The 21,671-nt window shown below is 36.7% G+C and carries 19 protein-coding genes and 1 rRNA gene; 13 read left to right on the forward strand and 7 right to left on the reverse strand.

Annotation, left to right across the window (positions count from 1 at the left end; genetic code table 11):
* Position 1 precedes the first annotated feature (1 nt).
* The 3 genes from dnaA to VKY50_RS04290 are packed head-to-tail and all read left to right on the forward strand — an operon-like array spanning position 2 to position 2,645.
* Positions 2-1,429: a chromosomal replication initiator protein DnaA gene (gene dnaA / locus VKY50_RS04280; RefSeq protein WP_324299205.1), complete on the forward strand. Its 1,428-nt coding sequence runs from the start codon at positions 2-4 to the stop codon at positions 1,427-1,429.
* Positions 1,429-1,887, forward strand: a complete 459-nt coding sequence (locus VKY50_RS04285) for a low molecular weight protein-tyrosine-phosphatase (protein ID WP_324299207.1) — start codon at positions 1,429-1,431, stop codon at positions 1,885-1,887. Before dnaA ends, VKY50_RS04285 begins: the two co-directional genes overlap by 1 nt.
* 35 nt (positions 1,888-1,922) lie before the next feature.
* Complete coding sequence (locus VKY50_RS04290) at positions 1,923-2,645, forward strand: SAM-dependent methyltransferase (protein WP_324299209.1); 723 nt, start codon at positions 1,923-1,925, stop codon at positions 2,643-2,645.
* A 72-nt stretch (positions 2,646-2,717) separates the two neighbouring features.
* Here the strand turns inward: VKY50_RS04290 and VKY50_RS04295 are convergent, their stop codons facing one another.
* The 4 genes from VKY50_RS04295 to dapF all read right to left on the reverse strand — a co-directional run bounded on the left by VKY50_RS04295 (position 2,718) and on the right by dapF (position 5,835).
* Positions 2,718-3,368, reverse strand: a complete 651-nt coding sequence (locus VKY50_RS04295; protein ID WP_324299211.1) for a lysozyme family protein — start codon at positions 3,366-3,368, stop codon at positions 2,718-2,720.
* Between the two features lie 118 nt (positions 3,369-3,486).
* Positions 3,487-4,530, reverse strand: a complete 1,044-nt coding sequence (gene mltG, locus VKY50_RS04300; protein WP_324299213.1) for an endolytic transglycosylase MltG — start codon at positions 4,528-4,530, stop codon at positions 3,487-3,489.
* Positions 4,530-5,054, reverse strand: coding sequence for a GNAT family N-acetyltransferase (locus VKY50_RS04305; RefSeq protein ID WP_324299215.1), 525 nt, complete (start codon positions 5,052-5,054; stop codon positions 4,530-4,532). The genes mltG and VKY50_RS04305 overlap by 1 nt, the downstream gene beginning before the upstream one ends.
* Before the next feature lie 4 nt (positions 5,055-5,058).
* The gene (gene dapF, locus VKY50_RS04310; protein ID WP_324299217.1) at positions 5,059-5,835 is read right to left on the reverse strand and encodes a diaminopimelate epimerase; all 777 of its coding nucleotides are present in this window, start codon (positions 5,833-5,835) and stop codon (positions 5,059-5,061) included.
* 211 nt (positions 5,836-6,046) lie between these two features.
* Here dapF and VKY50_RS04315 point away from each other — a divergent pair, with 211 nt between their 5' ends.
* The 10 genes from VKY50_RS04315 (at position 6,047) to VKY50_RS04360 (ending at position 18,872) form a co-directional block, all read left to right on the forward strand.
* Positions 6,047-7,453, forward strand: a complete 1,407-nt coding sequence (locus VKY50_RS04315; protein WP_324299219.1) for a trypsin-like peptidase domain-containing protein — start codon at positions 6,047-6,049, stop codon at positions 7,451-7,453.
* A 134-nt stretch (positions 7,454-7,587) separates the two neighbouring features.
* The gene (locus tag VKY50_RS04320) at positions 7,588-9,039 is read left to right on the forward strand and encodes a glyceraldehyde-3-phosphate dehydrogenase (RefSeq protein ID WP_324299221.1); all 1,452 of its coding nucleotides are present in this window, start codon (positions 7,588-7,590) and stop codon (positions 9,037-9,039) included.
* A gap of 360 nt (positions 9,040-9,399) precedes the next feature.
* Complete coding sequence (locus VKY50_RS04325) at positions 9,400-10,011, forward strand: tRNA (guanine-N1)-methyltransferase (protein ID WP_324299223.1); 612 nt, start codon at positions 9,400-9,402, stop codon at positions 10,009-10,011.
* A gap of 122 nt (positions 10,012-10,133) precedes the next feature.
* Positions 10,134-10,820 carry a tRNA (guanosine(37)-N1)-methyltransferase TrmD gene (gene trmD / locus VKY50_RS04330; protein WP_324299225.1) on the forward strand — a complete coding sequence of 229 codons (687 nt, stop codon included), beginning with the start codon at positions 10,134-10,136 and terminating at the stop codon, positions 10,818-10,820.
* Positions 10,821-10,929: 109 nt separating this feature from the next.
* Positions 10,930-11,280 (forward strand): 50S ribosomal protein L19, encoded by a 351-nt coding sequence (rplS, locus tag VKY50_RS04335; RefSeq protein WP_324299227.1) that lies wholly within the window; start codon positions 10,930-10,932, stop codon positions 11,278-11,280.
* Positions 11,281-11,970: 690 nt separating this feature from the next.
* Entirely contained in the window at positions 11,971-14,196 is a 2,226-nt protein-coding gene (locus tag VKY50_RS04340) for an NADP-dependent isocitrate dehydrogenase (protein ID WP_324299229.1), read from the forward strand.
* Positions 14,197-14,290: 94 nt separating this feature from the next.
* Complete coding sequence (locus VKY50_RS04345; RefSeq protein ID WP_324299231.1) at positions 14,291-16,663, forward strand: TonB-dependent receptor; 2,373 nt, start codon at positions 14,291-14,293, stop codon at positions 16,661-16,663.
* Complete coding sequence (locus VKY50_RS04350) at positions 16,664-17,476, forward strand: DUF4249 domain-containing protein (protein ID WP_324299233.1); 813 nt, start codon at positions 16,664-16,666, stop codon at positions 17,474-17,476.
* Between the two features lie 291 nt (positions 17,477-17,767).
* Positions 17,768-18,619, forward strand: coding sequence for an N-acetylmuramic acid 6-phosphate etherase (gene murQ, locus VKY50_RS04355; RefSeq protein WP_324299241.1), 852 nt, complete (start codon positions 17,768-17,770; stop codon positions 18,617-18,619).
* Positions 18,609-18,872 (forward strand): DUF6095 family protein, encoded by a 264-nt coding sequence (locus tag VKY50_RS04360; RefSeq protein WP_324299235.1) that lies wholly within the window; start codon positions 18,609-18,611, stop codon positions 18,870-18,872. The genes murQ and VKY50_RS04360 overlap by 11 nt, the downstream gene beginning before the upstream one ends.
* Positions 18,873-18,955: 83 nt before the next feature.
* On the opposite strand, the gene VKY50_RS04365 is transcribed toward VKY50_RS04360, so the two are convergent.
* The 3 genes from VKY50_RS04365 to rrf form a co-directional block, all read right to left on the reverse strand.
* On the reverse strand, positions 18,956-19,555 hold the full coding sequence (locus VKY50_RS04365) for a 3-keto-disaccharide hydrolase (protein ID WP_324299237.1): 600 nt from the start codon (positions 19,553-19,555) through the stop codon (positions 18,956-18,958).
* Positions 19,556-19,672: 117 nt separating this feature from the next.
* Positions 19,673-21,463: a serine hydrolase domain-containing protein gene (locus VKY50_RS04370; RefSeq protein ID WP_324299239.1), complete on the reverse strand. Its 1,791-nt coding sequence runs from the start codon at positions 21,461-21,463 to the stop codon at positions 19,673-19,675.
* Positions 21,464-21,585: 122 nt separating this feature from the next.
* Positions 21,586-21,671 (reverse strand): 5S ribosomal RNA (gene rrf, locus VKY50_RS04375); the annotation flags it as partial.

A 21,671-nucleotide genomic window follows, 5' to 3' on the forward strand; every position in this document is an offset into this window, starting at 1 on the left:
AATGAACGTAACTGCAGAATCTGTATGGGAAAATTGTCTACACTTCATAAAGGACAACATACAACCCCAAGCTTTTAAAACTTGGTTTGAGCCCATAAAATCTGTAAAGTTAACTGATAAGGCGCTAAGTATTCAGGTTCCCAGCAAATTTTTTTATGAATGGCTAGAGGAACACTACGTGAAGTTATTAAAAGTAGCTCTTACACGTGAATTAGGGGAAAATGCCAAATTGGTTTATGTGATCCGCATGGAAAACACCTATGGGAACAAGCAACCTTTCACCGAGAGCATCCCTAGTTCCAATAGGGCTAATATGCAACCACAAGAACTTGATGTTCCTGTTAAGCACAAAAACCCAGAACTCAAAAACCCGTTTGTTATTCCAGGAATCAGGAATATCAAAATTGAATCACAATTAAATCCCAATTACAGTTTCGACAACTTTTTAGAAGGGGACTCCAACCGTCTTGCCCGTTCTGCTGGAATGGCTGTAGCAAACAAGCCTGGTGGGACTTCTTTTAACCCATTACTTATCTTTGGAGGCGTAGGTCTTGGAAAGACTCACCTTGCACACGCAATTGGTGTAGAGATCAAAGATAAATACCCCGAAAAAACAGTGTTGTATATCTCAGCAGAGAAATTTACACAACAGTATATTGAGTCGGTAAAGAAAAATACAAGAAATGACTTTATTCACTTTTATCAACTCATCGATGTGCTCATTATAGATGATGTTCAATTTTTTTCTGGAAAATCAGGGACCCAAGATGTTTTTTTTCATGTTTTTAATCATTTGCACCAAAACGGCAAGCAAGTGATTTTAACCTCTGATAAAGCCCCTGTGGATATGCAAGATATTGAGCAGCGTTTGCTCTCGCGCTTTAAGTGGGGACTTTCAGCAGAATTGCAAAATCCAGATTACGAAACCAGGGTTTCCATTTTAAAGAATCGTCTTTATAGAGATGGGGTGGAAATGCCAGAAGAAATTATCGACTGTGTAGCAAGAAATATCAAAACAAATGTTCGTGAGCTTGAGGGTGCTATCATTTCTCTTATTGCACAATCATCGTTCAATAAAAAAGAAGTAACTCTTGAACTGGCGAATCAAATTGTCGAAAAGTTCGTTAAGAACACTAAACGGGAGGTATCTATTGATTACATTCAAAGAGTGATCTCCGATTATTTCCAAATGGATGTGGAAACATTGCAGTCCAAAACTAGAAAACGACATATCGTTCAAGCGAGACAATTAGCGATGTTCTTTGCCAAGAAGTACACCAAAGCTTCTCTTGCAAGCATTGGGTCTCAGATTGGCAAACGTGACCATGCTACTGTACTACATGCTTGTAAAACGGTTGATAACTTAGCGGAAACTGATAAACAATTCAGGAAATACATCGACGATTTAAATCAAAAATTCTCCCAATAATGACACGTGTTTTAATGGTTTGTTTGGGAAATATTTGTCGTTCCCCTTTAGCTGAAGGTATCTTAAAATCAAAGGTCGATTCTAAAGAGGTGGAAGTGGATTCTGCGGGAACTGCTAGCTATCACATAGGAAAGGGCCCTGACCCAAGATCCATCGCAACAGCCTCTCGATATAACATTGACATCACAGACCAACGTGCACGGCAATTTACTGTGGAGGATTTTGATAAATTCGATTACATATTCGCAATGGACAAATCGAATTACCAAAATATCATTGCTTTAACTAGAGATGCATCTGATAAAGCAAAAGTTGCACTTATGTTGGATATCTTAGAGCATCCACAGGTCAAGGAAGTTCCCGATCCTTATTACGGTGGTGATCAAGGATTCGAACATGTTTTTCAACTCTTAGATCAAGCTACTGATTTGGTGGTTAAAAGATTGAACCTTAAATAAAAACTAGTCGATAAGGTTCTTAAAACATATGTAACATGTCTACACCAAACAAATTTGGAAAGTTATATCTTATTCCTACGACTTTGGGTGAGAACGATCCAATGGAAGTTTTACCGATTTCGGTAAAATATTTGATCGAAAAAACAACTTACTTTATAGTCGAAAACGAAAAGACAGCAAGACGATTTATAAAAAAAATATGCCCTACAAAAATCCAACAAGACTTAAGGTTAGAGACCTTAAACAAACACACCGCATCTGAGCACCTCTCAGACTATTTACAGCCTTGTCTACTTGGGTATGATGTTGGTATTATCTCAGAGGCCGGATGTCCTGGAGTGGCAGATCCAGGCGCTGAAATGGTGGCCTTAGCTCATCAAAACAACATTGAGGTGGTACCAATGGTTGGTCCCTCCTCTATACTATTGGCACTTATGGCCAGTGGAATGAACGGACAGAGTTTCGCTTTTAATGGATATCTGCCCATTGACAAAGCCGAGAAAAAGAAAGCCCTCAAACAATTAGAAAGACGCTCAAGCGAGCTCGGACAATCACAAATCTTTATGGAGACGCCATATCGAAATGACAAACTATTCAAAGATTTAATAACTACACTACAACCAAATACACTTCTCACAGTTGCTGCAGATATTACTTTGGCACAAGAGTTTATCAAAACCAAAACTGTAAAGCAGTGGAAATCCTCAACGGTCGATTTACACAAGCGTCCAACAATTTTTGTGTTACATTCAAATTAATTTGCCTTTAAGGCATAAAAAAAGCCCTGAAGTGATCTCCAAGGCTCTTATTTTAACTAATCTTATGCTGTTTTATATCTTAGCTGCTTTTTCAGCTTTGATATGTGTAACATCGTATCCTGCAAATTTTTTCATATAATATCGTATTGAGGCACCGTTGGCGTCCTCAAACCCACTAGCACCATGGGTACGTAAATAACGCTTTACATTTCCTGGGCCAGCAAGGTGCGCTGCTGCTAAAATTCCTGATTCGGTTACCTCAACGCCGTTAAAAACGCGACCGACATACCATTTAATGTCTCTTCTTAAGATCCATTTGTTTCGTTCAAGATTAGTGATAAAAGCACGTTCTTGAAGTTCAGGATCATTTAAAAAATCAACATTAGAATGAATCCCGATAGTGCGTAAGGTGGAAGTCCCGAATTGATATTTCCCCATATAACCAAATTGGTTAACAGTAAAATAATCTCCTCTGGACTCTTTAAATGCTAAGGCCTCTTTAAATCCATTAAAAGATTTCCCTAAATATGGAGGTTGTTCAAATTCTTTAAGGGCTGGTTCCTCTTCCATACTTACCGTATAGGCAAGTAAACCCGTTACCTTATTTGAATCATGCTGAGTGACTTCTGGTTCTTGAATTGCAGAAAACCCGAAACTAAGTATAAGTGTCAAAACCAAAACAGCTACTAAAACATTGAATTTTAATACTTGTTTTTTATTCATTATATCTAATTTCTTTAAGACTTACATCAATTAAGTGATTGCTTAAAATTGAGCGGGCAAATATACGATTTTTTTAATAAATAGAAAATCAATACGTTAAAACTATCTTAATTTAAAACTACCGTCTAATATCTGTGGAATTGATCCATCTAACGTACGCTTGTTTGTTGCGATTATGCTGCGCTAGGGTTTTGGCAAATTTGTGATACCCAATATTTTCAACATCCGCAACAAAATAAAGATACTCATTTTTTTCATAATTTAACACAGCATCCACTGCGGAGATATCTGGCATGGCAATCGGCCCTGGTGGCACTCCAGCATATTTATAAGTATTATAAGGAGAATCGAGCACTAAATCTTTATATAAAACCCTCCTAATAACCGTGTCGAAGTTCCCTGATTCTTTTTTAATAGCATAGATCACCGTAGGATCAGCTTGTAAAAGCATATTTTTGTTGAGTCGATTCATATAAACCCCTGCCACGCGTGGACGTTCATCCACCTTAGCGGTTTCTTTATGAACTATGGAGGCCAAGGATATCACTTCTAAAGGGGTTAGCCCAATCTTATCCGCTTTACTTAGCCTTTCTTGATTCCAAAAACGCTCATATTCTTTTAACATTCGGTCTCTAAATTCTTCTGCTGATGTATCCCAAAAGAATTCATAGCTATTAGGAACATACATAGCAAGAGCTGTCGAAGGATCAAGGCCAACCTTGTTGAGAAATACAGTATCCTTAAAGGCCTTTAATAAAGACAAACTATCCGCTTCAATTTGAGCTGAAACCCTACCAGCAAGGCGCTCAAGGGTCTCTTGATTATTAAACGAAAGTTGGACAGGGATATTTCTACTTCTCAAACTATTAATAATATCATTATTGTTCATCCCTTTCTCAATAACGTACTTCCCAGGCTTCACATTAGCCACATAGGATTTCCGTTTCGCAACAGCCAAAAAAGTATTTTTATTTTTTAATAAAGGTTCTAATTGATCCAATACCGCATTAAAATCGTCGTTTGACCGTATATAGATATATGCTTTGTCGTTTTCAAAGGCTGTATTGGGTACAAAGACTGCATTATAAACAAAATAAGCAAAAGCCATTCCAGCTATAGCGCCAATTAATATAACTGCGATTAGTATTTTTCGTATGTACATTATTGATTTATCTTTTGATACAGAATTTCATTTTGATATTTCCCTGAGATGTAATTCCAATCTTTCTTAACGCCTACTCGTTCAAAACCTAAATTGGAGAACAGGTGAATACTTGGCTTATTTTCAGAAGAAATATTAGCGTATAGTTGATGTAAATTTAAATAATTAAATGCATAATCTATCAATAAGGATAAGGCTTCTCTTCCTACACCTCTGTTTCTATTGGCCTCCTCTAATACAATGATTCCCACCCCTGCTCTACTGTGTTTGGGATTGAAATCAAATAAATCGATAAGCCCTAAAAGATGGTTGTTATAATCAGATATCGCTAATCTTAGCTGTTTAACCTCATAGATGTCCTTGTGACTATTGGCTAGGTACTGTTTTAAAATATATCTGGAATATGGCGCTAAAGTTTCACTAATTTCCCATACCTTTTCATCATTCTCTAGTGTAAATAAGAAATCCAGATCCTCTGGTTCAAGAGCTCTTAAAAATATATTTTTTCCTGATAAACTTATCATTAGACTAAACTGTAATTGTTCCTTTAAAAACTTGAGTCGCAGGGCCTACTAGAAAAATAGAATGATATCCTGAGTCACTTTTGATAAAAGAAACTTTTAAATCACCTCCTGGTGTTTTTAATTGTACTTCCTCTGCATCTATCATTCCTTTATCATGCATAGCTAAGGCCACCGCTGTGACACCTGTGCCGCAAGAAAGGGTCTCATCCTCCACCCCTCTTTCATAGGTTCTCACAAAAAAGGCGTTTCCCTCTATGGGTTGCACAAAATTGATATTACTTCCTGAATTACCATACTTTCCGTAACGAAGCTTAGCCCCTTCGACCTTTACATCAAGATCCTTGAGCTGATTGACAAGCTGAACATGGTGAGGAGAACCGGTATTTAAAAAACTATGGGTACCAAAATTATCAATTTTTTCCACCGCAGTCATAGCGAGACTTACTATGGAATCCTTAATTTTTGCCTGGTGAAGACCGTCCACAGCTGTAAAAGTACAACTATCTTGGATAACCCCTAAGAAATTAGCGAATGCCACTAGACAACGTCCTCCGTTTCCGCACATAGAACTAGGGTTTCCATCTGAATTATAGTATACCATTTCAAAATCGACCTCAGATGAATCCTCAAGGAGAATTAGACCATCAGCTCCTATACCGAATTTACGATCACATAAAAACTTAACTAGATCCACATTGTCCTTCGGAAAATAACCCTTGCGATTATCAATCATGATAAAGTCGTTTCCTGTTCCTTGATATTTATAAAAATCAACCTCCATATCGTACCTATAATGCATTTGTTCCCAAAGCAAATATTGAATTTCTCTAGTTACCTTTAAAGCAATTGTTAAATTTTAACATACTTATAACGTAAAAACAAATATACGCTTTTCAGCAAGTAATAGGTAGTGTTAAAGTGCGTTAAAGTTGTTTTTGAAGTTTTAATATAAACTAATTTTAAATGTTAAATTTAAACAAGTATCAATCGTAATGAAAAACTTTTTTACACTTTTATTAGTATCTGTTTTAGGTGGAGCACTTTCTTTAGGTATTTATAAAGTTGCTTTTGAAAGTGAAACTCCCATTATAGAAAATCAAAGTAATCAACCTAAATTTGTTACTGCCAGCTACACTCCATCATCACCTAGCACTATTGATGATGTTAGCTTTATTGAAGCGGCTAATAAAACGGTTCATGCCGTGGTGCATGTTAAAAACTTGACCCTAAGCTCTGGCCCAAGTTCTCTTTTTGATTTCTTTTACGGAAATAGCCGGCAACCACGTGCTCAGGTTGGAACTGGTTCAGGTGTAATTATATCTCCCGATGGATATATCGTGACCAACAATCACGTTATTGAGAACTCCACAAAACTTCAGGTGACCTTAAATAACAACAAATCTTATGCTGCAGAGCTCATAGGTACAGATCCTGAGACCGATATCGCACTTCTTAAAATAGAAGCTGACGAAGATTTACCCTATTTAGCTTTCGGTGATTCAGACCAAATCCAACTTGGAGAGTGGGTATTGGCCGTTGGAAACCCTTTTAATCTCACCTCAACGGTTACTGCAGGGATTATTAGTGCTAAGGCACGTGATTTAAATAGTCGAGATAATAACATACAGTCCTTTATCCAAACTGATGCAGCGGTGAACCCTGGAAACAGTGGAGGTGCCCTAGTAAACACCCGTGGAGATTTAATAGGTATTAACACCGCTATTACCTCGCAAACCGGTTCCTATATCGGGTATTCCTTTGCCGTTCCAAGTAACATTGCTAAAAAAGTCGTGGATGACATTATGGAGTTCGGAAATGTTCAAATGGGTAGTCTAGGTGTTAGAGTACAAGATCTAAGTACTGGGCAAGGTCTAGCTAATGGAATAGAAGAATCCGAAGGCCTGTTAGTCGGCGAGGTTTTTAAAAAATCCGGTGCTGATAAGGCAGGTGTTAAGCCTGGTGATATTATTGTGAAAATTGATCATATCAAAATCAGTAAGTTTTCTGATTTAGTGGGTTATTTACGAAGTAAAAGGCCTACTGACAAAGTACAACTTCACCTTTTAAGAGATGGAGAGACCATTCATAAGACCGTGGAACTATTGAGTAACAGTGCCTATGTCTATACCATTGAAGAAATAGGGATTTCGGTTCAAGAACAAACCGAGGCCGCAAAGGATCGTTTTAATGGCCAAGCAGGGGTGTTGATTTTTGACACCAATAACTACAATAGCCGTCTTGGCTTGGAAGGAAAACTCCTCATTGGAATCAATGACGATAAAATCAAAAACATAGAGGATGTCAAAAGTGCCGTGGCCAAAGCGCAGCGCTCTGGCGTGATGACACTAGTATTTGTCAATCAAAACGGTGAACGCGAAAGACTGATTTACCGCAATTAAAAGATTTTAAAATTTTCTTTAAAAAGGGCTTCTTCGATGAAGCTCTTTTTTTTGACTATAATATTTTACGAAAACGTTTGAAATATATACTTTTGCCAACATTAAGATATTATCAAACAAGCTAAATAACAACAATGGTAACCACAACAACTTCGTATGAGAAAGAATTGGCTTTTCAGGCAGACCGACGAAAAGCTGGAATTGAGCTTATTAAAATCGTTAGCGATTTATGGTATGAAAATGCTATTGAATTGGTGCTATTTAGAAATCCACTAATCGACCTTAATGTTAGCAAGGTCATGCATTTGTACCAGTACGCTGGAGATTTCGTAAACAAACCGATGTCTATTTTTGAGTCTGTTGATATTGCGCAAGCCATTAAGGACATGAACCTTCCCCCGTCTAAGATAGATCTGGGAAAGCTGACCTATGAATACCATATGAACGAAAATCGTTTATTAGATACTACGGCTTTTGTCATTGACAAACTAAAACATGCCAAAAAATCCAGTGCTATCCAACCCAAAGATGTCGTCCTTTTTGGTTTTGGCCGTATTGGAAGAATTCTGGCCAGAGAACTCATGCAAAGTACGGGTTTAGGATCTCAACTAAGACTAAGAGCAATTGTTATACGAGGGGAAATCAGTAAAGAGTCTCTTATTAAACGTGCCTCGCTCTTAGAGCACGATTCAGTTCATGGTGTTTTTCCTGGAACGGTCACCATAGATGAACAAAAAAAAGCACTCATTATTAATGGGACCACTGTTTATTTATTGAGCGCAAAAAATCCAGAGACAATGGACTATACTTTATGTGGTATTGATAAGGCGTTGTTGATCGACAACTCAGGAGTGTATCGGGATAAAAAATCACTCGGTAAACACCTCAAGGCCAAAGGTGTTGATAAGGTGCTCTTGACTGCCCCAGGGAAAGACATCCCCAACATCATCTATGGCGTAAATCAAAAACAATATCCTTTGGATAAACATGCCATTTTCTCGGCTGCTTCCTGTACTACAAATGCCATTACCCCCGTTCTGAAAGTAATTGAAGAAAGTTTAGGTATTAAAAAAGGCCATCTGCAAAGTGTACACGCCTATACCAATGATCAAAACTTGGTCGATAATATGCATCACAAATATAGAAGAGGTAGGTCCGCTGCCATTAATATGGTCATTACTGAAACTGGTGCTGGAAGTGCCGTTACCAAAGCTATCCCATCGTTAAAAGGAAAATTAACCTCTAATGCGATAAGAGTTCCAGTACCTAACGGCTCTTTGGCAATTATTCATCTTGAGTTAGAAAAGAAAACCACTTTAAACACGGTAAATACCATTGTAAAAAAGTACGCTCTTGAGGGTGATTTAGTAGAGCAGATCAAATACTCATTGAATAACGAATTGGTTTCTAGTGATATTATTGGAGCTTCAGCACCAGCCATATATGATAGTAATGCCACTATTGTCTCGAAAGATGGAAGGAACGTTACCCTTTACATTTGGTATGATAACGAGTACGGCTACAGCCAGCAGGTGATGCGCCTTGCCAAACATATTGCAAAGGTCAGACGATTCACCTATTATTAGTCTATAACATCCCTTAGTCAAAGGGCTAAGGGATCGTTTTAATTGCTATTTAAACAATCGTTCTAATATGGATAACATTTAAAATATATCGGTCGCTGTAATACGCATTGCCCTACTCACTAATTATTTCGTAGTATTTTCACACGATCAGTTAGGGGCCTTGAAAAAGGAATGTTCATTGTTACTATCACAAGGAATTCCAGATATAACCCCTTGATTGTCAATAAAATTTACAATTCAAGACTAAAACCTCGATAAACTTTTTTATTTTTACCAACAATAACTTAATATTGTGCTCGTTTGCACATAAACATTCGACGGATTAGTAACCCCAAATAAATATTTTTAACGTAATTGACGATGATGACGAAATTCTTTAAAGCAGCAATTCTAATTTTTCTAACCACTTTTACCCTCCAAGCCCAAGAAGAAGCTGAGGAGAAACTATCATTGACAACAGGTAGTATTGAAAATCAGTTTGAATATATTTTTCAAAAATCAAATAACTATCAAGACTACAAGGTAGTTAAAAAGAATTGGTTATACATTCTAAGAAACAATACTCTAGATTCCGTTAAACGTGTAGAGAATGAATTACTGGCATCTAAAAACCTTGCTGTAGAACAAGAAAAGAAGATTAATGAATTAAATGCACAATTAGCAGAAAGCAACAATAATCTCGCTACTGTTACCAAAGAAAAAGATAGTATTTCATTTTTTGGAGCCTTAATAAACAAACCTGCCTATAAAGGAATTATGTGGGGAATCGTTGTAGTATTAGTACTTATCCTAGGGTTATTTGTGTACAAATTCAAAAATGCGAACGTTATTACACAAGAGGCAAAAAAGTCTTTAGCGGAGTTAGAATTGGAATACGAAGAGCACCGAAGAAAAGCGCTAGAGAGAGAGCAAAAGGCTCGTCGTCAATTACAAGACGAAATCAACAAGCAAAAACTCGCAAAATCAAAGTAAAAAAAATTCAAAATAGTACGTATTTAAACTCCTTGATACCTATTAAGGAGTTTTTTTTATTTAATAGGTTTTCTTTCTATCAACCTTCGGTGTACTTTTGCAGTACTTTAAAGTACAGGTAAATGAGAATTGATATTATTACGGTATTGCCAGAATTACTTAAAAGTCCTTTTGATGCCTCCATTTTAAAACGAGCAGTCGATAAGGATTTAGTACAGGTGCATTTTCACAATTTAAGAGATTATAGCACCAATAACTATAAAACCGTAGATGACTATCAGTTTGGCGGTGGTGCAGGCATGGTAATGATGATCGAACCAATTGACAAATGTATAAGCAAGTTAAAATCACAACGCCAATATGATGAAGTGATCTACATGACTCCTGATGGAGTCACCTTAAACCAAGGGACCGCTAATACACTTTCGCTATGCCAAAATCTTATTATTCTTTGCGGACATTATAAAGGCGTTGACCAACGCGTTCGAGATCTATTTATCACCAAGGAAATTTCCATTGGCGATTACGTACTCTCAGGTGGAGAATTAGGGGCTGCCGTCCTATGCGACGCCATCATAAGATTGATCCCAGGTGTCCTTAATGATGAAACCTCGGCCCTAACAGATTCTTTTCAAGATGATCTATTAGCCCCGCCAGTTTATACCAGACCAGCAGATTATAAGGGACATAAAGTGCCTGAAATTCTATTGAGTGGGAACTTTCCTAAAATCGAACAATGGCGCGAAGAACAGGCCCATCAACGAACCAAAGAAAGAAGGCCAGATTTACTCGATAAAAATAATTTATAAAAAATTGTATATTAACGAATAATGATTAATTTTGCATCCGATTTCAACTAAACCTCTGACGAGAATCGTGAACGTTTATTTGAATTAATCTATACATAAATATTAAGAAATGGAACCTTTAGTAAAATTTGTACAAGACGAATTTGTAGAAAAAAAGGAATTTCCTGAATTTGCAGCAGGAGATACGATCACTGTATACTACGAAATTAAGGAGGGAGAAAAGAAACGTACTCAGTTCTTCAGAGGTGTAGTTATCCAAAGAAGAGGTACTGGAACTTCAGAAACCTTTACAATTAGAAAAATGTCAGGTACTGTTGGAGTAGAAAGGATATTCCCAGTAAATATGCCAGCGCTACAGAAGATTGAGATCAACAAGAGAGGTAAAGTTCGTAGAGCTCGTATTTTCTACTTCAGAGGTCTTACTGGTAAAAAAGCAAGAATCAAAGAGATTAGAAAATAATCAAAATACAACACAGTTTAGAAACCACGTACTATACGTGGTTTTTTTATTAACAATTGTTCATAACTCCAGTTTATAAGTTGTTGATTAATAATCTGTTAAAAATTTGCTTTAGTATTCCTAATGATTGTATATTTACAACAGTGTTAAAGAAAGCAGGTAATGCTTTTGGAAAACGAGTTGTTCTTAAATATGTTGTCAATGTCAATTTCAAATTAACTTGACAAAAGTTTGAATTTTATTTTAATGTAAAAATTAAAATAGAGTCAGTGCCGAAAGTACGGTAACTGTATAGTTAAAGTGTTAGTAGGAATTTTAGAATCAACGAATCGAAACATTTTAGTTAGATCTTGATTAAATTATTGAGAGGACAGAATGTTTCAAGAAATGGAATTGTAATAGTTGTGGAACGAAAGAAAGAAGCAAAATTTACAAATCTATTTCTAGGAAAGCCATATCAAAGCATAAATTGTATTGATATGGCTTTTTTCTTTTAAATACACATTATTACTTCCGTAAAAATCACATGATAATTTACCATTTTCTTAGTTTTAACTCCTTTTTTTAAGGGTTTTCTCAGTGTAGCCGAAATATCACTTTTTACAGGCAAATGCTTTGTTTTCTATGGTCAAAAAAGTGGATTAAATCGTATATTTGTGAAGTTTAATCAAAAATTAGTTCTTCAAATAAATGTCACAATCACCAAAAATTCTTTATACAAAAACAGATGAAGCTCCTGCATTGGCAACCTATTCTTGGTTGGCTGTTGTTAAAGCTTTTACTGCAACATCTAATATAGCAATTCAAACGAAGGATATTTCACTAGCATCAAGGATACTAGCCGTATTTCCTGATAAGCTAACGGCAGACCAACAAGTTCCTAATGATTTATTAGAACTAGGTGAAATTGCTAAAACACCTGAAGCGAATATAATTAAGTTACCGAATATCAGTGCTTCCATTCCTCAATTAGAAAATGCAATTGAAGAATTACAAGCCAAAGGATTTGATATCCCAAGTTATCCGCACGAACCTACAAGCGATCAAGAGAAAGATATTAAGTCTAGATATGATAGCATAAAAGGAAGTGCAGTTAACCCAGTGCTTCGTGAAGGAAATTCTGATAGAAGAGCTCCAAAGGCGGTAAAAAATTACGCCAAAAAACATCCTCATAGTATGGGTTCATGGAGTTCAGATTCAAAATCTCATGTGGCTACTATGACTGAAGGAGATTTCCTTTCAAATGAAAAGTCTTTGACCCTGCCTGAGGCGGATACACTTAAAATTCAGTTGAAGGAAGCAAATGGCAAGATCACTGTACTTAAAGAAACGCTCCAAGTACTCAAGGGTGAAATCATTGATGCTACTGTAATGAGTAAAAACGCCTTAGTTTCATTTTTACAAAAACAAGTAATAGATGCTAAGGATAAAGGGGTGTTATTCTCTGTACACCTAAAAGCAACCATGATGAAGGTCTCTGATCCTATTATTTTCGGACATACCGTAAAGGTTTTCTTTAAAGATTTGTTTGAAAAACATGGGGATATCCTAGAAAAAGTTGATGTTGATCCAAATAATGGATTGGCTGAATTACTTGAAAAAGTTCAAGAGTTATCTGATGATGATAAAGCAGCAGTCCAAGAAACTATTGACCGCATACTGGAGCAGCAGCCAGATTTAGCAATGGTGAATTCTGATAAAGGTATCACTAACTTACACGTACCTAGTGATGTCATCATAGATGCCTCTATGCCTGCCATGATTCGAAATTCTGGGCAGATGTGGAATGCTGAAGGAAAATCACAGGACACTAAGGCAGTTATTCCAGATAGTAGCTACGCAGCGGTATACCAAGAGACTATAGATTTTTGTAAAAAACATGGCGCTCTTGATCCAACTACAATGGGCACAGTTCCTAATGTTGGTTTGATGGCTCAAAAAGCAGAAGAATACGGTTCACACGACAAAACTTTTGAAGTTCAAGCCGATGGTGTAGTGCAAGTATTGAACAATCAAGGTACTGTGATTTTAGAACACAAAGTCGAATCTGGTGATATATGGAGAATGTGTCAGGTAAAAGACTTACCAATACAAGATTGGGTAAAACTTGCCGTAAACAGATCGCGTGAATCAAATACTCCAGCGGTATTTTGGTTAGATGAAGAAAGAGCACATGATGTAGAGTTAATAAAAAAGGTAACTACCTATTTAAAAGATCACGATACGCAAGGATTGGATATACAAATCATGTCTCCAGCAAAAGCGACTGCTTATACATTAGCAAGAATTAAAGACGGTAAGGATACCATCTCTGTCACTGGAAACGTTTTACGTGATTACTTGACAGATTTATTTCCAATACTAGAGGTAGGTACAAGTGCTAAAATGCTCTCGATAGTTCCTTTAATGAATGGTGGTGGATTATTTGAAACTGGTGCGGGTGGTTCTGCTCCTAAACATGTTCAACAGTTTATGGAAGAAGGTCACCTACGATGGGATTCTCTTGGGGAGTTTCTAGCATTAGCGGTTTCTTTAGAACATTATGGTAATGTGAATAACAATCCAAAGGCTCTTGTTTTAGCAAATACATTGGATCAGGCCACAGAAAAATTCTTAGAGGAGGATAGATCCCCTTCTAGAAAAGTTGGTGAGTTAGACACAAGAGGAAGTCACTTTTATCTAGGAATGTACTGGGCACAAGCCTTAGCGCAGCAAAATCAAGATGAAGAGTTAAAGGCTACTTTTGAGCCCATAGCTAAAGCGCTAACAGATAAACAAACCGTTATCGTAGAAGAATTAAATCAGGCTCAAGGCATGGCAATAGACCTCGGTGGATATTACCAACCTGATCTTGAAAAGACAACCAAGGCTATGCGCCCAAGTGCAACGTTTAACGCAATATTGGACGCACTTTAATCGTTCAAAATATAGACTACTGCTAATATTACATCAAAACCTCCATTTTCAATGGAGGTTTTCTTATTTTTAAAGACACCAATGGGTTGAATCTATGTGTCTTATAAAAAAAGTTTTTTTAACCATACTGCTTTGTGTGGGTTTAATTGGGCATTGCCAAGATAAAATCACGCTAAGCGGGGTAATTACTGATCTAAATAATAATGAAACACTCATTGGGGTAAATGTCATTTTTCCAGAACTCAACATTGGAACTACTACAAACGGCTATGGTTTCTATTCCATTACCCTGCCAAAAGGGTCTCATAGAGTATTGGTAAGTTATATTGGCTATCAGGACATCGACCAACAGATCAGCTTAAATGAATCTTCCAAAAAGAATTTTGAATTAACTTCTAGTACTGAAATTTTACAAGAAGTAGTAGTACAAAAGGATCTTGAAAAGCTCAATGTGAAAACGCCACAAATGAGCGTTAACAATTTAAGCATTGCAACAATAAAAAAAATACCCGCTGTATTGGGTGAAACTGATGTAATTAAATCCTTATTGTTACTTCCAGGTGTTAGTAATGCAGGGGAAGCATCTTCAGGTTTTAATGTACGAGGCGGGGCTACAGATCAAAATCTGATTCTTTTAGACGAGGCTACCATTTTTAATTCCGATCACTTATTTGGTTTCTTTTCTGTTTTTAATCCAGAAGCCATCAAAAATGTAAAACTTTATAAAGGGGGTATACCCGCTCGTTATGGTGGAAGAGTTTCTTCCGTTTTGGACATCTATCAAAAAGAAGGAAACAGCAATAACTTTAATCTAACAGGTGGTATAGGGGTACTGTCCACCAGGCTATTAGCCGAAGGCCCAATTGTTAAAGATAAAAGTTCATTTTTAATTGGTGGCCGAAGTTCATACGCACATTTATTCTTGAAATTTTCAGAGAATGATAACACCGCTTTTTTCTACGATTTAAACACCAAATTGAATTTTAAAATTAACGACAAAAACTCCATTTACCTTTCTGGGTATTTTGGACGTGATGTGTTTAATATAGATCAAAGTTTTAAAAATTCATATGGGAATTCAGTGGCAAATCTTCGCTGGAATCATCTGTTTTCGGATAAGCTGTTTTCAAACCTCTCCTTGATATACAGTGACTATTACTATGGACTCACCTTGGATTTTGTGGGCTTCAAATGGAATAGCAACATACAGAATTTCAATGTAAAATATGACTTAAAACATTATCTTTCAAATAATCTGGAATTGCAATACGGAGTGCAAAACATCTACTACAAATTCAATCCAGGAGAAATCATCCCACAAAATGAATTCTCCGGGGTAAACTATCTCAAATTGATTGATAAATATGCCAATGAAACTGCTGCATATATTCATGTAGATCAGAAAATATCAGATAGAATCAACATTGCCTACGGTTTGCGTTTTAGTAGTTTCAATCGACTAGGACAGAAGGAATATTACATCTATGAGGATGATATGCCAGTGCTGTTCAATCAAGCTTTGGGAATCTACGAAAAAGCACCCGCTATCGATACAATTTCTTCAAGCAAAAAGGAATCACTTACGAGGTTCAATAATTTGGAGCCAAGGTTTGCAATATCCTATCTTATTGATAGTTCGCAGTCCATCAAAGCAAGCTATAATAGGATGTCACAGTACCTACATCTTATTTCAAATACCAGCTCCCCTACTCCATTGGATGTATGGGCGCCTAGTGGTCCCTATATAAAGCCCCAGATACTCGATCAATATGCTATAGGATATTTTAAAAATTTCAAGCAAAATTATTCCATAGAACTTGAAGTGTACTACAAATACATTAAAAATAGAGTGAATTACATTGATGGAGCGGATCTGATCGCCAACCAAGCCATTGAGCAAGTAATATTAAATGGAAAATCACAAGCTTATGGTTTAGAATTTCTTCTTAGAAAGGATTCTGGAAATTTACAAGGCTGGTTATCCTACACCTTATCGCGATCAGAACAAAAAACACCCGGAAGAACTCCAGATGAACCTGGAATTAACCACGGACAGTGGTATAAAACACCTTATGATAAGACGCATGATATTTCTCTTACAACCAGTTATAGTTTATCAGAGAATTGGAGTTTAGGTGGTAATTTTATTTTTCAGACGGGAAGACCAACCACCTATCCTGTTGGACAGTATCATTATGAAGGTAGCACTTTTCCATATTTTGGACCTAGAAATAAAGATCGGCTCCCTTTTTACCACAGACTGGACCTTGCCGCTACCTATACCCCAAAGTCCAAAAAGAAAAAAGGATGGCATGGGGAATGGGTCTTTAGTGTATATAATATATACAATCGTAAGAACGCAGCTTCGCTAACTTTTAGAGAAAACTTAGAGACCAATCAAAATGAAGCGGTAAAGCTCTCCATATTTGGTATTATTCCTTCGATAACGTATAACTTTAAATTTTAAATGAGAAATCTTGTCAACATACCCACACTGCTAGCTTCTCTGGTGTTTTTATCCTGTGAGGAGGTGGTCGATGTAGATCTATCTACTGAAGATCCTAGACTTGTAGTGGAAGCCTCCATTAATTGGAGTAAAGATACAGATGGAAAACATCAGCGCATTACACTGAGCCAAACAACACCCTATTTTGAGACGGGACTATCGCCAGCCACAGGAGCAATAGTCTACATAGAAAACGCACAAGGCCAGCGTTACGATTTTAATGAAGAAGCAAACTCTGGAATCTACACCACGGATCATTTCAACGCTCAAGAAAATATGTCTTATACCCTATTTATTCAATATAAGGATCAGTTATACCAAGGTAAAGAAGCGATGGTGACCGTGACAGATTTAACATACATCACCCAAAATGACGGAACAGTATTTTCAAGAGAATATGTTGAAATTAAAGCTTATTTTGATGATCCGGTCGATGAAGTAAATTATTATTTCTACAAATTTGAAGCTGAAAAGGACCACACTATCAACGTAATTGAAGATCGGTTACTCAATGGGAATGAGATGTTCGCCATATTTGTAAGTGAGGAATTGGAAAAATCTGACCAGGTTCAAGTGAGTCTTTATGGGATTTCTAGACAATACTATAACTATATGTATACCCTTATTACGCAATCTGGAGAAAGTATGGGGCCCTTTGTAACCCAACCCGCAACGGTAAAGGGAAATATAATAAATACAAGCAACCCAGAAAATTATGCCTTAGGTTATTTTAGAGTCTCACAAAATGACACCTATATCTATGTGGTGGATTAACAGTGATCCTAGAGTGAGTAGAAATGTTTCGGCTATAGATTTGACAAAGTAAATTGAATGATATGTTGTGTATTGTTAAACTCCAACTATGGTCAGGTCATAGACACTAAGCCTCCTAAAGAAAAATTTGGTGTTAAAAAGACCTAGTTATTGCTCCAAATAGACACAATCCAAAAGACTTTATCAGCCCATTAAAAATAACGTGCAAGATCATTTGAATTCGTTTTTTAATTAGGATATTTAAGGTTCAATTGTTTTTACTCGATAAGGGATAAAGTCGGCACTTTCTCTATAGTATTAACTAATAATCTTTACTTTTGCCAAATGGAATTTACAAAAACTACAGAGCAAGAATCACATTACAATGACTTAGAAAAAATGTCAATTCTAGAATTGCTCCAGAATATAAATAAAGAAGACCAAACTGTCCCTCAGATAGTAAAGCAGTCCATACCAGAAATTGAAAAACTTGTAAAAGTTATAGTTCCTAAACTAAAAAATGGTGGAAGACTATTTTACATTGGAGCTGGAACCAGTGGTCGTCTAGGCGTTGTTGATGCTTCGGAGTGTCCACCTACCTTTGGTGTTTCAGAGGACTTAGTTATTGCCTTAATTGCAGGAGGTGATAAGGCCATACGCAAGGCTGTTGAAAATGCAGAAGATAGCAAAGAGCAAGGATGGGAAGATCTGCTAAAACATAAAGTCTCCTCCAAAGATGCTGTTATTGGCATTGCTGCCTCTGGAACTACTCCTTATGTTATAGGGGCACTGGAGAAATGCAATCAACACAATATCATTACAGGGTGTATTACGTGCAACCAAAATAGTCCAATGTCCTTAGTTTCGCAATATCCTATCGAAGTTATAGTAGGACCTGAATTCGTCACTGGAAGTTCTCGCATGAAAGCAGGTACCGCACAAAAGTTGGTACTTAATATGATTTCAACGAGTTTAATGATACAATTAGGTCGCGTGAAGGGAAACAAAATGGTGGATATGCAACTGAGTAATCATAAGCTGGTTAACCGTGGTATTCAAATGATTATAGATGAAATTGGAGTCTCTCATCAGTTAGCAAAACAACTATTAGACTCCAATGGAAGTGTACGAAAAGCCGTTAATGCCTATCGAAATGAACAATAACACACCTAAAACAGATAGAGCGTTATTGCTGAAAAGTTTAAAGTACTTTGCCTACACAGTGATGTTAATGTTTACTGCGCCGATTGTGATTTATCAGGCCTTTAAAAATCAAGGACACCCGTGGTATTGGCCTGTACTCATCGTTGGATTGCTTCTAGCAGTAGCGGCAATTGTGATGGGGTTCTACAGCTTAAAAACCATTATGAAATCATTCTTCGGCTCCAAAACCAAGAAAGGTTCATCTGTAGAGTGATTTCAAATCAAGTTATAAAAAAAGTGCTGAATCAAGGGAAACCAAGACGCAGACACTTTTAATAATTTACTTTAAAAAATTTACTACAACTCCTTAATTTTAATGTTTTTCCAGAAAACCTTAATACCACCTCCATCATGGATTTGTAGCGCGATTTTCCCAGTAGCTTCTCCTATTTTTTCATCCGTAAAATCGACCATTTCATGTCCATTTAACCAAGTGGTTACACGATCGCCCACAACCCTCACTTTCATCGTATTCCACTCTCCAAATTTCAAGTACTGATCTTTCTCCTTGTCTGGCTTAATCAACCAACCACGTCCATAAGATTCATAAACGCCTCCTGTATCATGATTAGGTGGTGCAACTTCGGCTTGCCATCCTGATATCTTTGTTCCTTCAATATCGGATCTAAAGAATATTCCACTATTCCCATTGTCCTGTTGCTTAAACTCAGCAGTGATTTCGAAATCTCTAAATGTCTTTTCCGTAGCTAAATAACCGTACTGCTTATCTGGTCCACTTTCTGACACTAATAAACCTTGATCATTTACATACCATTTCTCGGTACCGTATACTTGCCACCCATCTAGATTTTTTCCATTAAACAATGATGTGTGGGATCCGCAGGAGGTGGTAATACCAAGAAGCGCTAGTCCTATCATCGTGATTGCTATTCTCATAAAATGATTTAAATAATATAGTTAATAATTAAATTTGCGAACCCAATATAAGGATTTAAAGTAACAATTCAACACTTAATAAGTTTCATTTTCTTATGTTATACAATGCAGCCGTATTTAGTCCTTTATATCTGCGGTATAAAAAACTTGCTGTAAAGAAGGCCTCACATTTAATTGATACAAGGCGGAATGTGATCGATTCGGATACACTCTATTGGATAAAAATATAAAAACAATTTGGTGCACTGGATCTGCCCAAACGTAGGTCCCAGTAAATCCACCATGACCGAAACTCTCGGAGCTAACCTGAGGTGCTGGTGAAGCTTTTGAAATATGGAGATCAGCATTTCCTATTAAGGGCTTATCGAACCCTAATCCCCTTTTATTACCATTTTCAGGATATTGAATGGAGGTAAATTCTCTTAATGTACTTTCAGAAATAAAACGTTTCCCGCCATAAACCCCCATAGATTGGTACATATACATAAGTTTGACCAGGTCCTCAGCTGTCCCAAAAAGTCCGGCATTTCCCGAGACGCCTCCAAGTAAAGAAGCATTCTCGTCATGAACCCATGATTTTACTAGGGTGTGTCTGAAAATAGTATCAATCTCTGTAGGAACAATTAATGAATCCGGATATTTACCCTTTGGATTAAACATCAAATGATCCGCACCCAAAGGTTTATAAATTGAATCCATTAGGTATTGCTCATAAGGCACTCCAGTGATCTGCTGAATCATTTTCGGAAACAACATAAAACTCAATCCTGAGTATTTATATTTTTTTACGGGTGATACCGCTGTGCGATTGAGGATTTTATACATTTTCCGTGGAAAGTTCTTATTGATATAAAGTCCGTCATAAATTTGAGTGGGGAATCGCCTACTAGGTTTACTTCTTACAAACCTCCTTTTAAAATGACCATTTTTCATTACTTCATTCACAAAAACATAGTAAGGCTGTAGCCCCGCTTGATGGGCTAATACTTCTCGAACAGTTAAATCTTTCTTATTCTTACGATGGCGCCAATCCTTCCAATAGGTACTGAACTTTTCATCTAATTCAATTTTCCCTTTATCCACCAATTGCATAAGAATTGGTAATGGTCCACTGATTTTTGTAACAGAAGCTAAATCATATAAATCATTGTTTGAAACTGGAACAACACTGTCATAGGTATGGTACCCAAAAGATTGATGATAGATAATATTATTATTTTTAGCAACCAATACCTGAGCTCCAGGAAAAGCTTTCTCTTTAATAGCCCGCTTGATAATTGAATCCACCTTGGTATGGATGTAATTCGAATCAAGTCCTTCCTTCTCGGCAAGGGAATATCCTAGTCGAATGGTCTGTTGAATCTTGAGTCCACTTCCTTTACTATAATGACCAGGTATAGAAGTATGTAGTTCCCCAGTGCAACCAGCACCTCCAAAAATTAAAGAGGCCGCATGTAATTGATTAGCCACAGAGCTCTCAGGGAGTTGAAACAATACATCGGAGTCAAATAAAAAATCATTAAAACTATAACGTTCCAACGATTCAAAGCCGACGGCTATTGTTTTAGTATTTGAAGAGAGTTTGGATATTTTATACAATAATTCCCAGTCGATGTATTCTCCTGATATTGTATAGATTATATAATTGTACGAACTTAGCGTATTGAGATCAATTTGTTCTGTAGATAGAAGCGTAATAGGGGCATACTTTTGTAAAGTACTTTTAAATATCTTTAATTCTTGGTCACTTAAATTAATATAAGCGATTTTATTACCCTCTATATGTTGTATTGGAATACTATGTCCATGATTTTTTAATAAAACACAATTAGTACAGTTATCCTGAGCTTGAAGCGTAAATGAGCTTAGTAACAAGCCAATTAAACCAATTAAACGGTATACTTTCATCTTAAAAAATCTTTAAAAGGCAATTTAAAAAATTGAAAACTTCCTTTTAGATTTTTGCAGGGAAATACACTTGACTTTATGGCAAAAAAAATCCTAGTGCTAATAAACACTAGGATTTTAAAAGAAGGCGGCGACCTACTCTCCCACTTTCGTAGTACCATCGGCGCTGGCGGGCTTAACTTCTCTGTTCGGAATGGGAAGAGGTGAG

Source organism: Galbibacter sp. (assembly GCF_035306585.1).
In the GTDB taxonomy this organism is placed as follows: domain Bacteria; phylum Bacteroidota; class Bacteroidia; order Flavobacteriales; family Flavobacteriaceae; genus Galbibacter.

What these genes read in the sequence shown, in the direction of transcription:
- dnaA (WP_324299205.1), top strand. Translation starts at nt 2, where the DNA reads ATGAACGTAACTGCAGAATCTGTATGGGAAAATTGTCTACACTTCATA.
- VKY50_RS04285 (WP_324299207.1), top strand. Translation starts at nt 1,429, where the DNA reads ATGACACGTGTTTTAATGGTTTGTTTGGGAAATATTTGTCGTTCCCCT.
- VKY50_RS04290 (WP_324299209.1), top strand. Translation starts at nt 1,923, where the DNA reads ATGTCTACACCAAACAAATTTGGAAAGTTATATCTTATTCCTACGACT.
- VKY50_RS04295 (WP_324299211.1), bottom strand. Translation starts at nt 3,368, where the DNA reads ATGAATAAAAAACAAGTATTAAAATTCAATGTTTTAGTAGCTGTTTTG.
- mltG (WP_324299213.1), bottom strand. Translation starts at nt 4,530, where the DNA reads ATGTACATACGAAAAATACTAATCGCAGTTATATTAATTGGCGCTATA.
- VKY50_RS04305 (WP_324299215.1), bottom strand. Translation starts at nt 5,054, where the DNA reads ATGATAAGTTTATCAGGAAAAAATATATTTTTAAGAGCTCTTGAACCA.
- dapF (WP_324299217.1), bottom strand. Translation starts at nt 5,835, where the DNA reads ATGGAGGTTGATTTTTATAAATATCAAGGAACAGGAAACGACTTTATC.
- VKY50_RS04315 (WP_324299219.1), top strand. Translation starts at nt 6,047, where the DNA reads ATGAAAAACTTTTTTACACTTTTATTAGTATCTGTTTTAGGTGGAGCA.
- VKY50_RS04320 (WP_324299221.1), top strand. Translation starts at nt 7,588, where the DNA reads ATGGTAACCACAACAACTTCGTATGAGAAAGAATTGGCTTTTCAGGCA.
- VKY50_RS04325 (WP_324299223.1), top strand. Translation starts at nt 9,400, where the DNA reads ATGATGACGAAATTCTTTAAAGCAGCAATTCTAATTTTTCTAACCACT.
- trmD (WP_324299225.1), top strand. Translation starts at nt 10,134, where the DNA reads ATGAGAATTGATATTATTACGGTATTGCCAGAATTACTTAAAAGTCCT.
- rplS (WP_324299227.1), top strand. Translation starts at nt 10,930, where the DNA reads ATGGAACCTTTAGTAAAATTTGTACAAGACGAATTTGTAGAAAAAAAG.
- VKY50_RS04340 (WP_324299229.1), top strand. Translation starts at nt 11,971, where the DNA reads ATGTCACAATCACCAAAAATTCTTTATACAAAAACAGATGAAGCTCCT.
- VKY50_RS04345 (WP_324299231.1), top strand. Translation starts at nt 14,291, where the DNA reads ATGTGTCTTATAAAAAAAGTTTTTTTAACCATACTGCTTTGTGTGGGT.
- VKY50_RS04350 (WP_324299233.1), top strand. Translation starts at nt 16,664, where the DNA reads ATGAGAAATCTTGTCAACATACCCACACTGCTAGCTTCTCTGGTGTTT.
- VKY50_RS04360 (WP_324299235.1), top strand. Translation starts at nt 18,609, where the DNA reads ATGAACAATAACACACCTAAAACAGATAGAGCGTTATTGCTGAAAAGT.
- VKY50_RS04365 (WP_324299237.1), bottom strand. Translation starts at nt 19,555, where the DNA reads ATGAGAATAGCAATCACGATGATAGGACTAGCGCTTCTTGGTATTACC.
- VKY50_RS04370 (WP_324299239.1), bottom strand. Translation starts at nt 21,463, where the DNA reads ATGAAAGTATACCGTTTAATTGGTTTAATTGGCTTGTTACTAAGCTCA.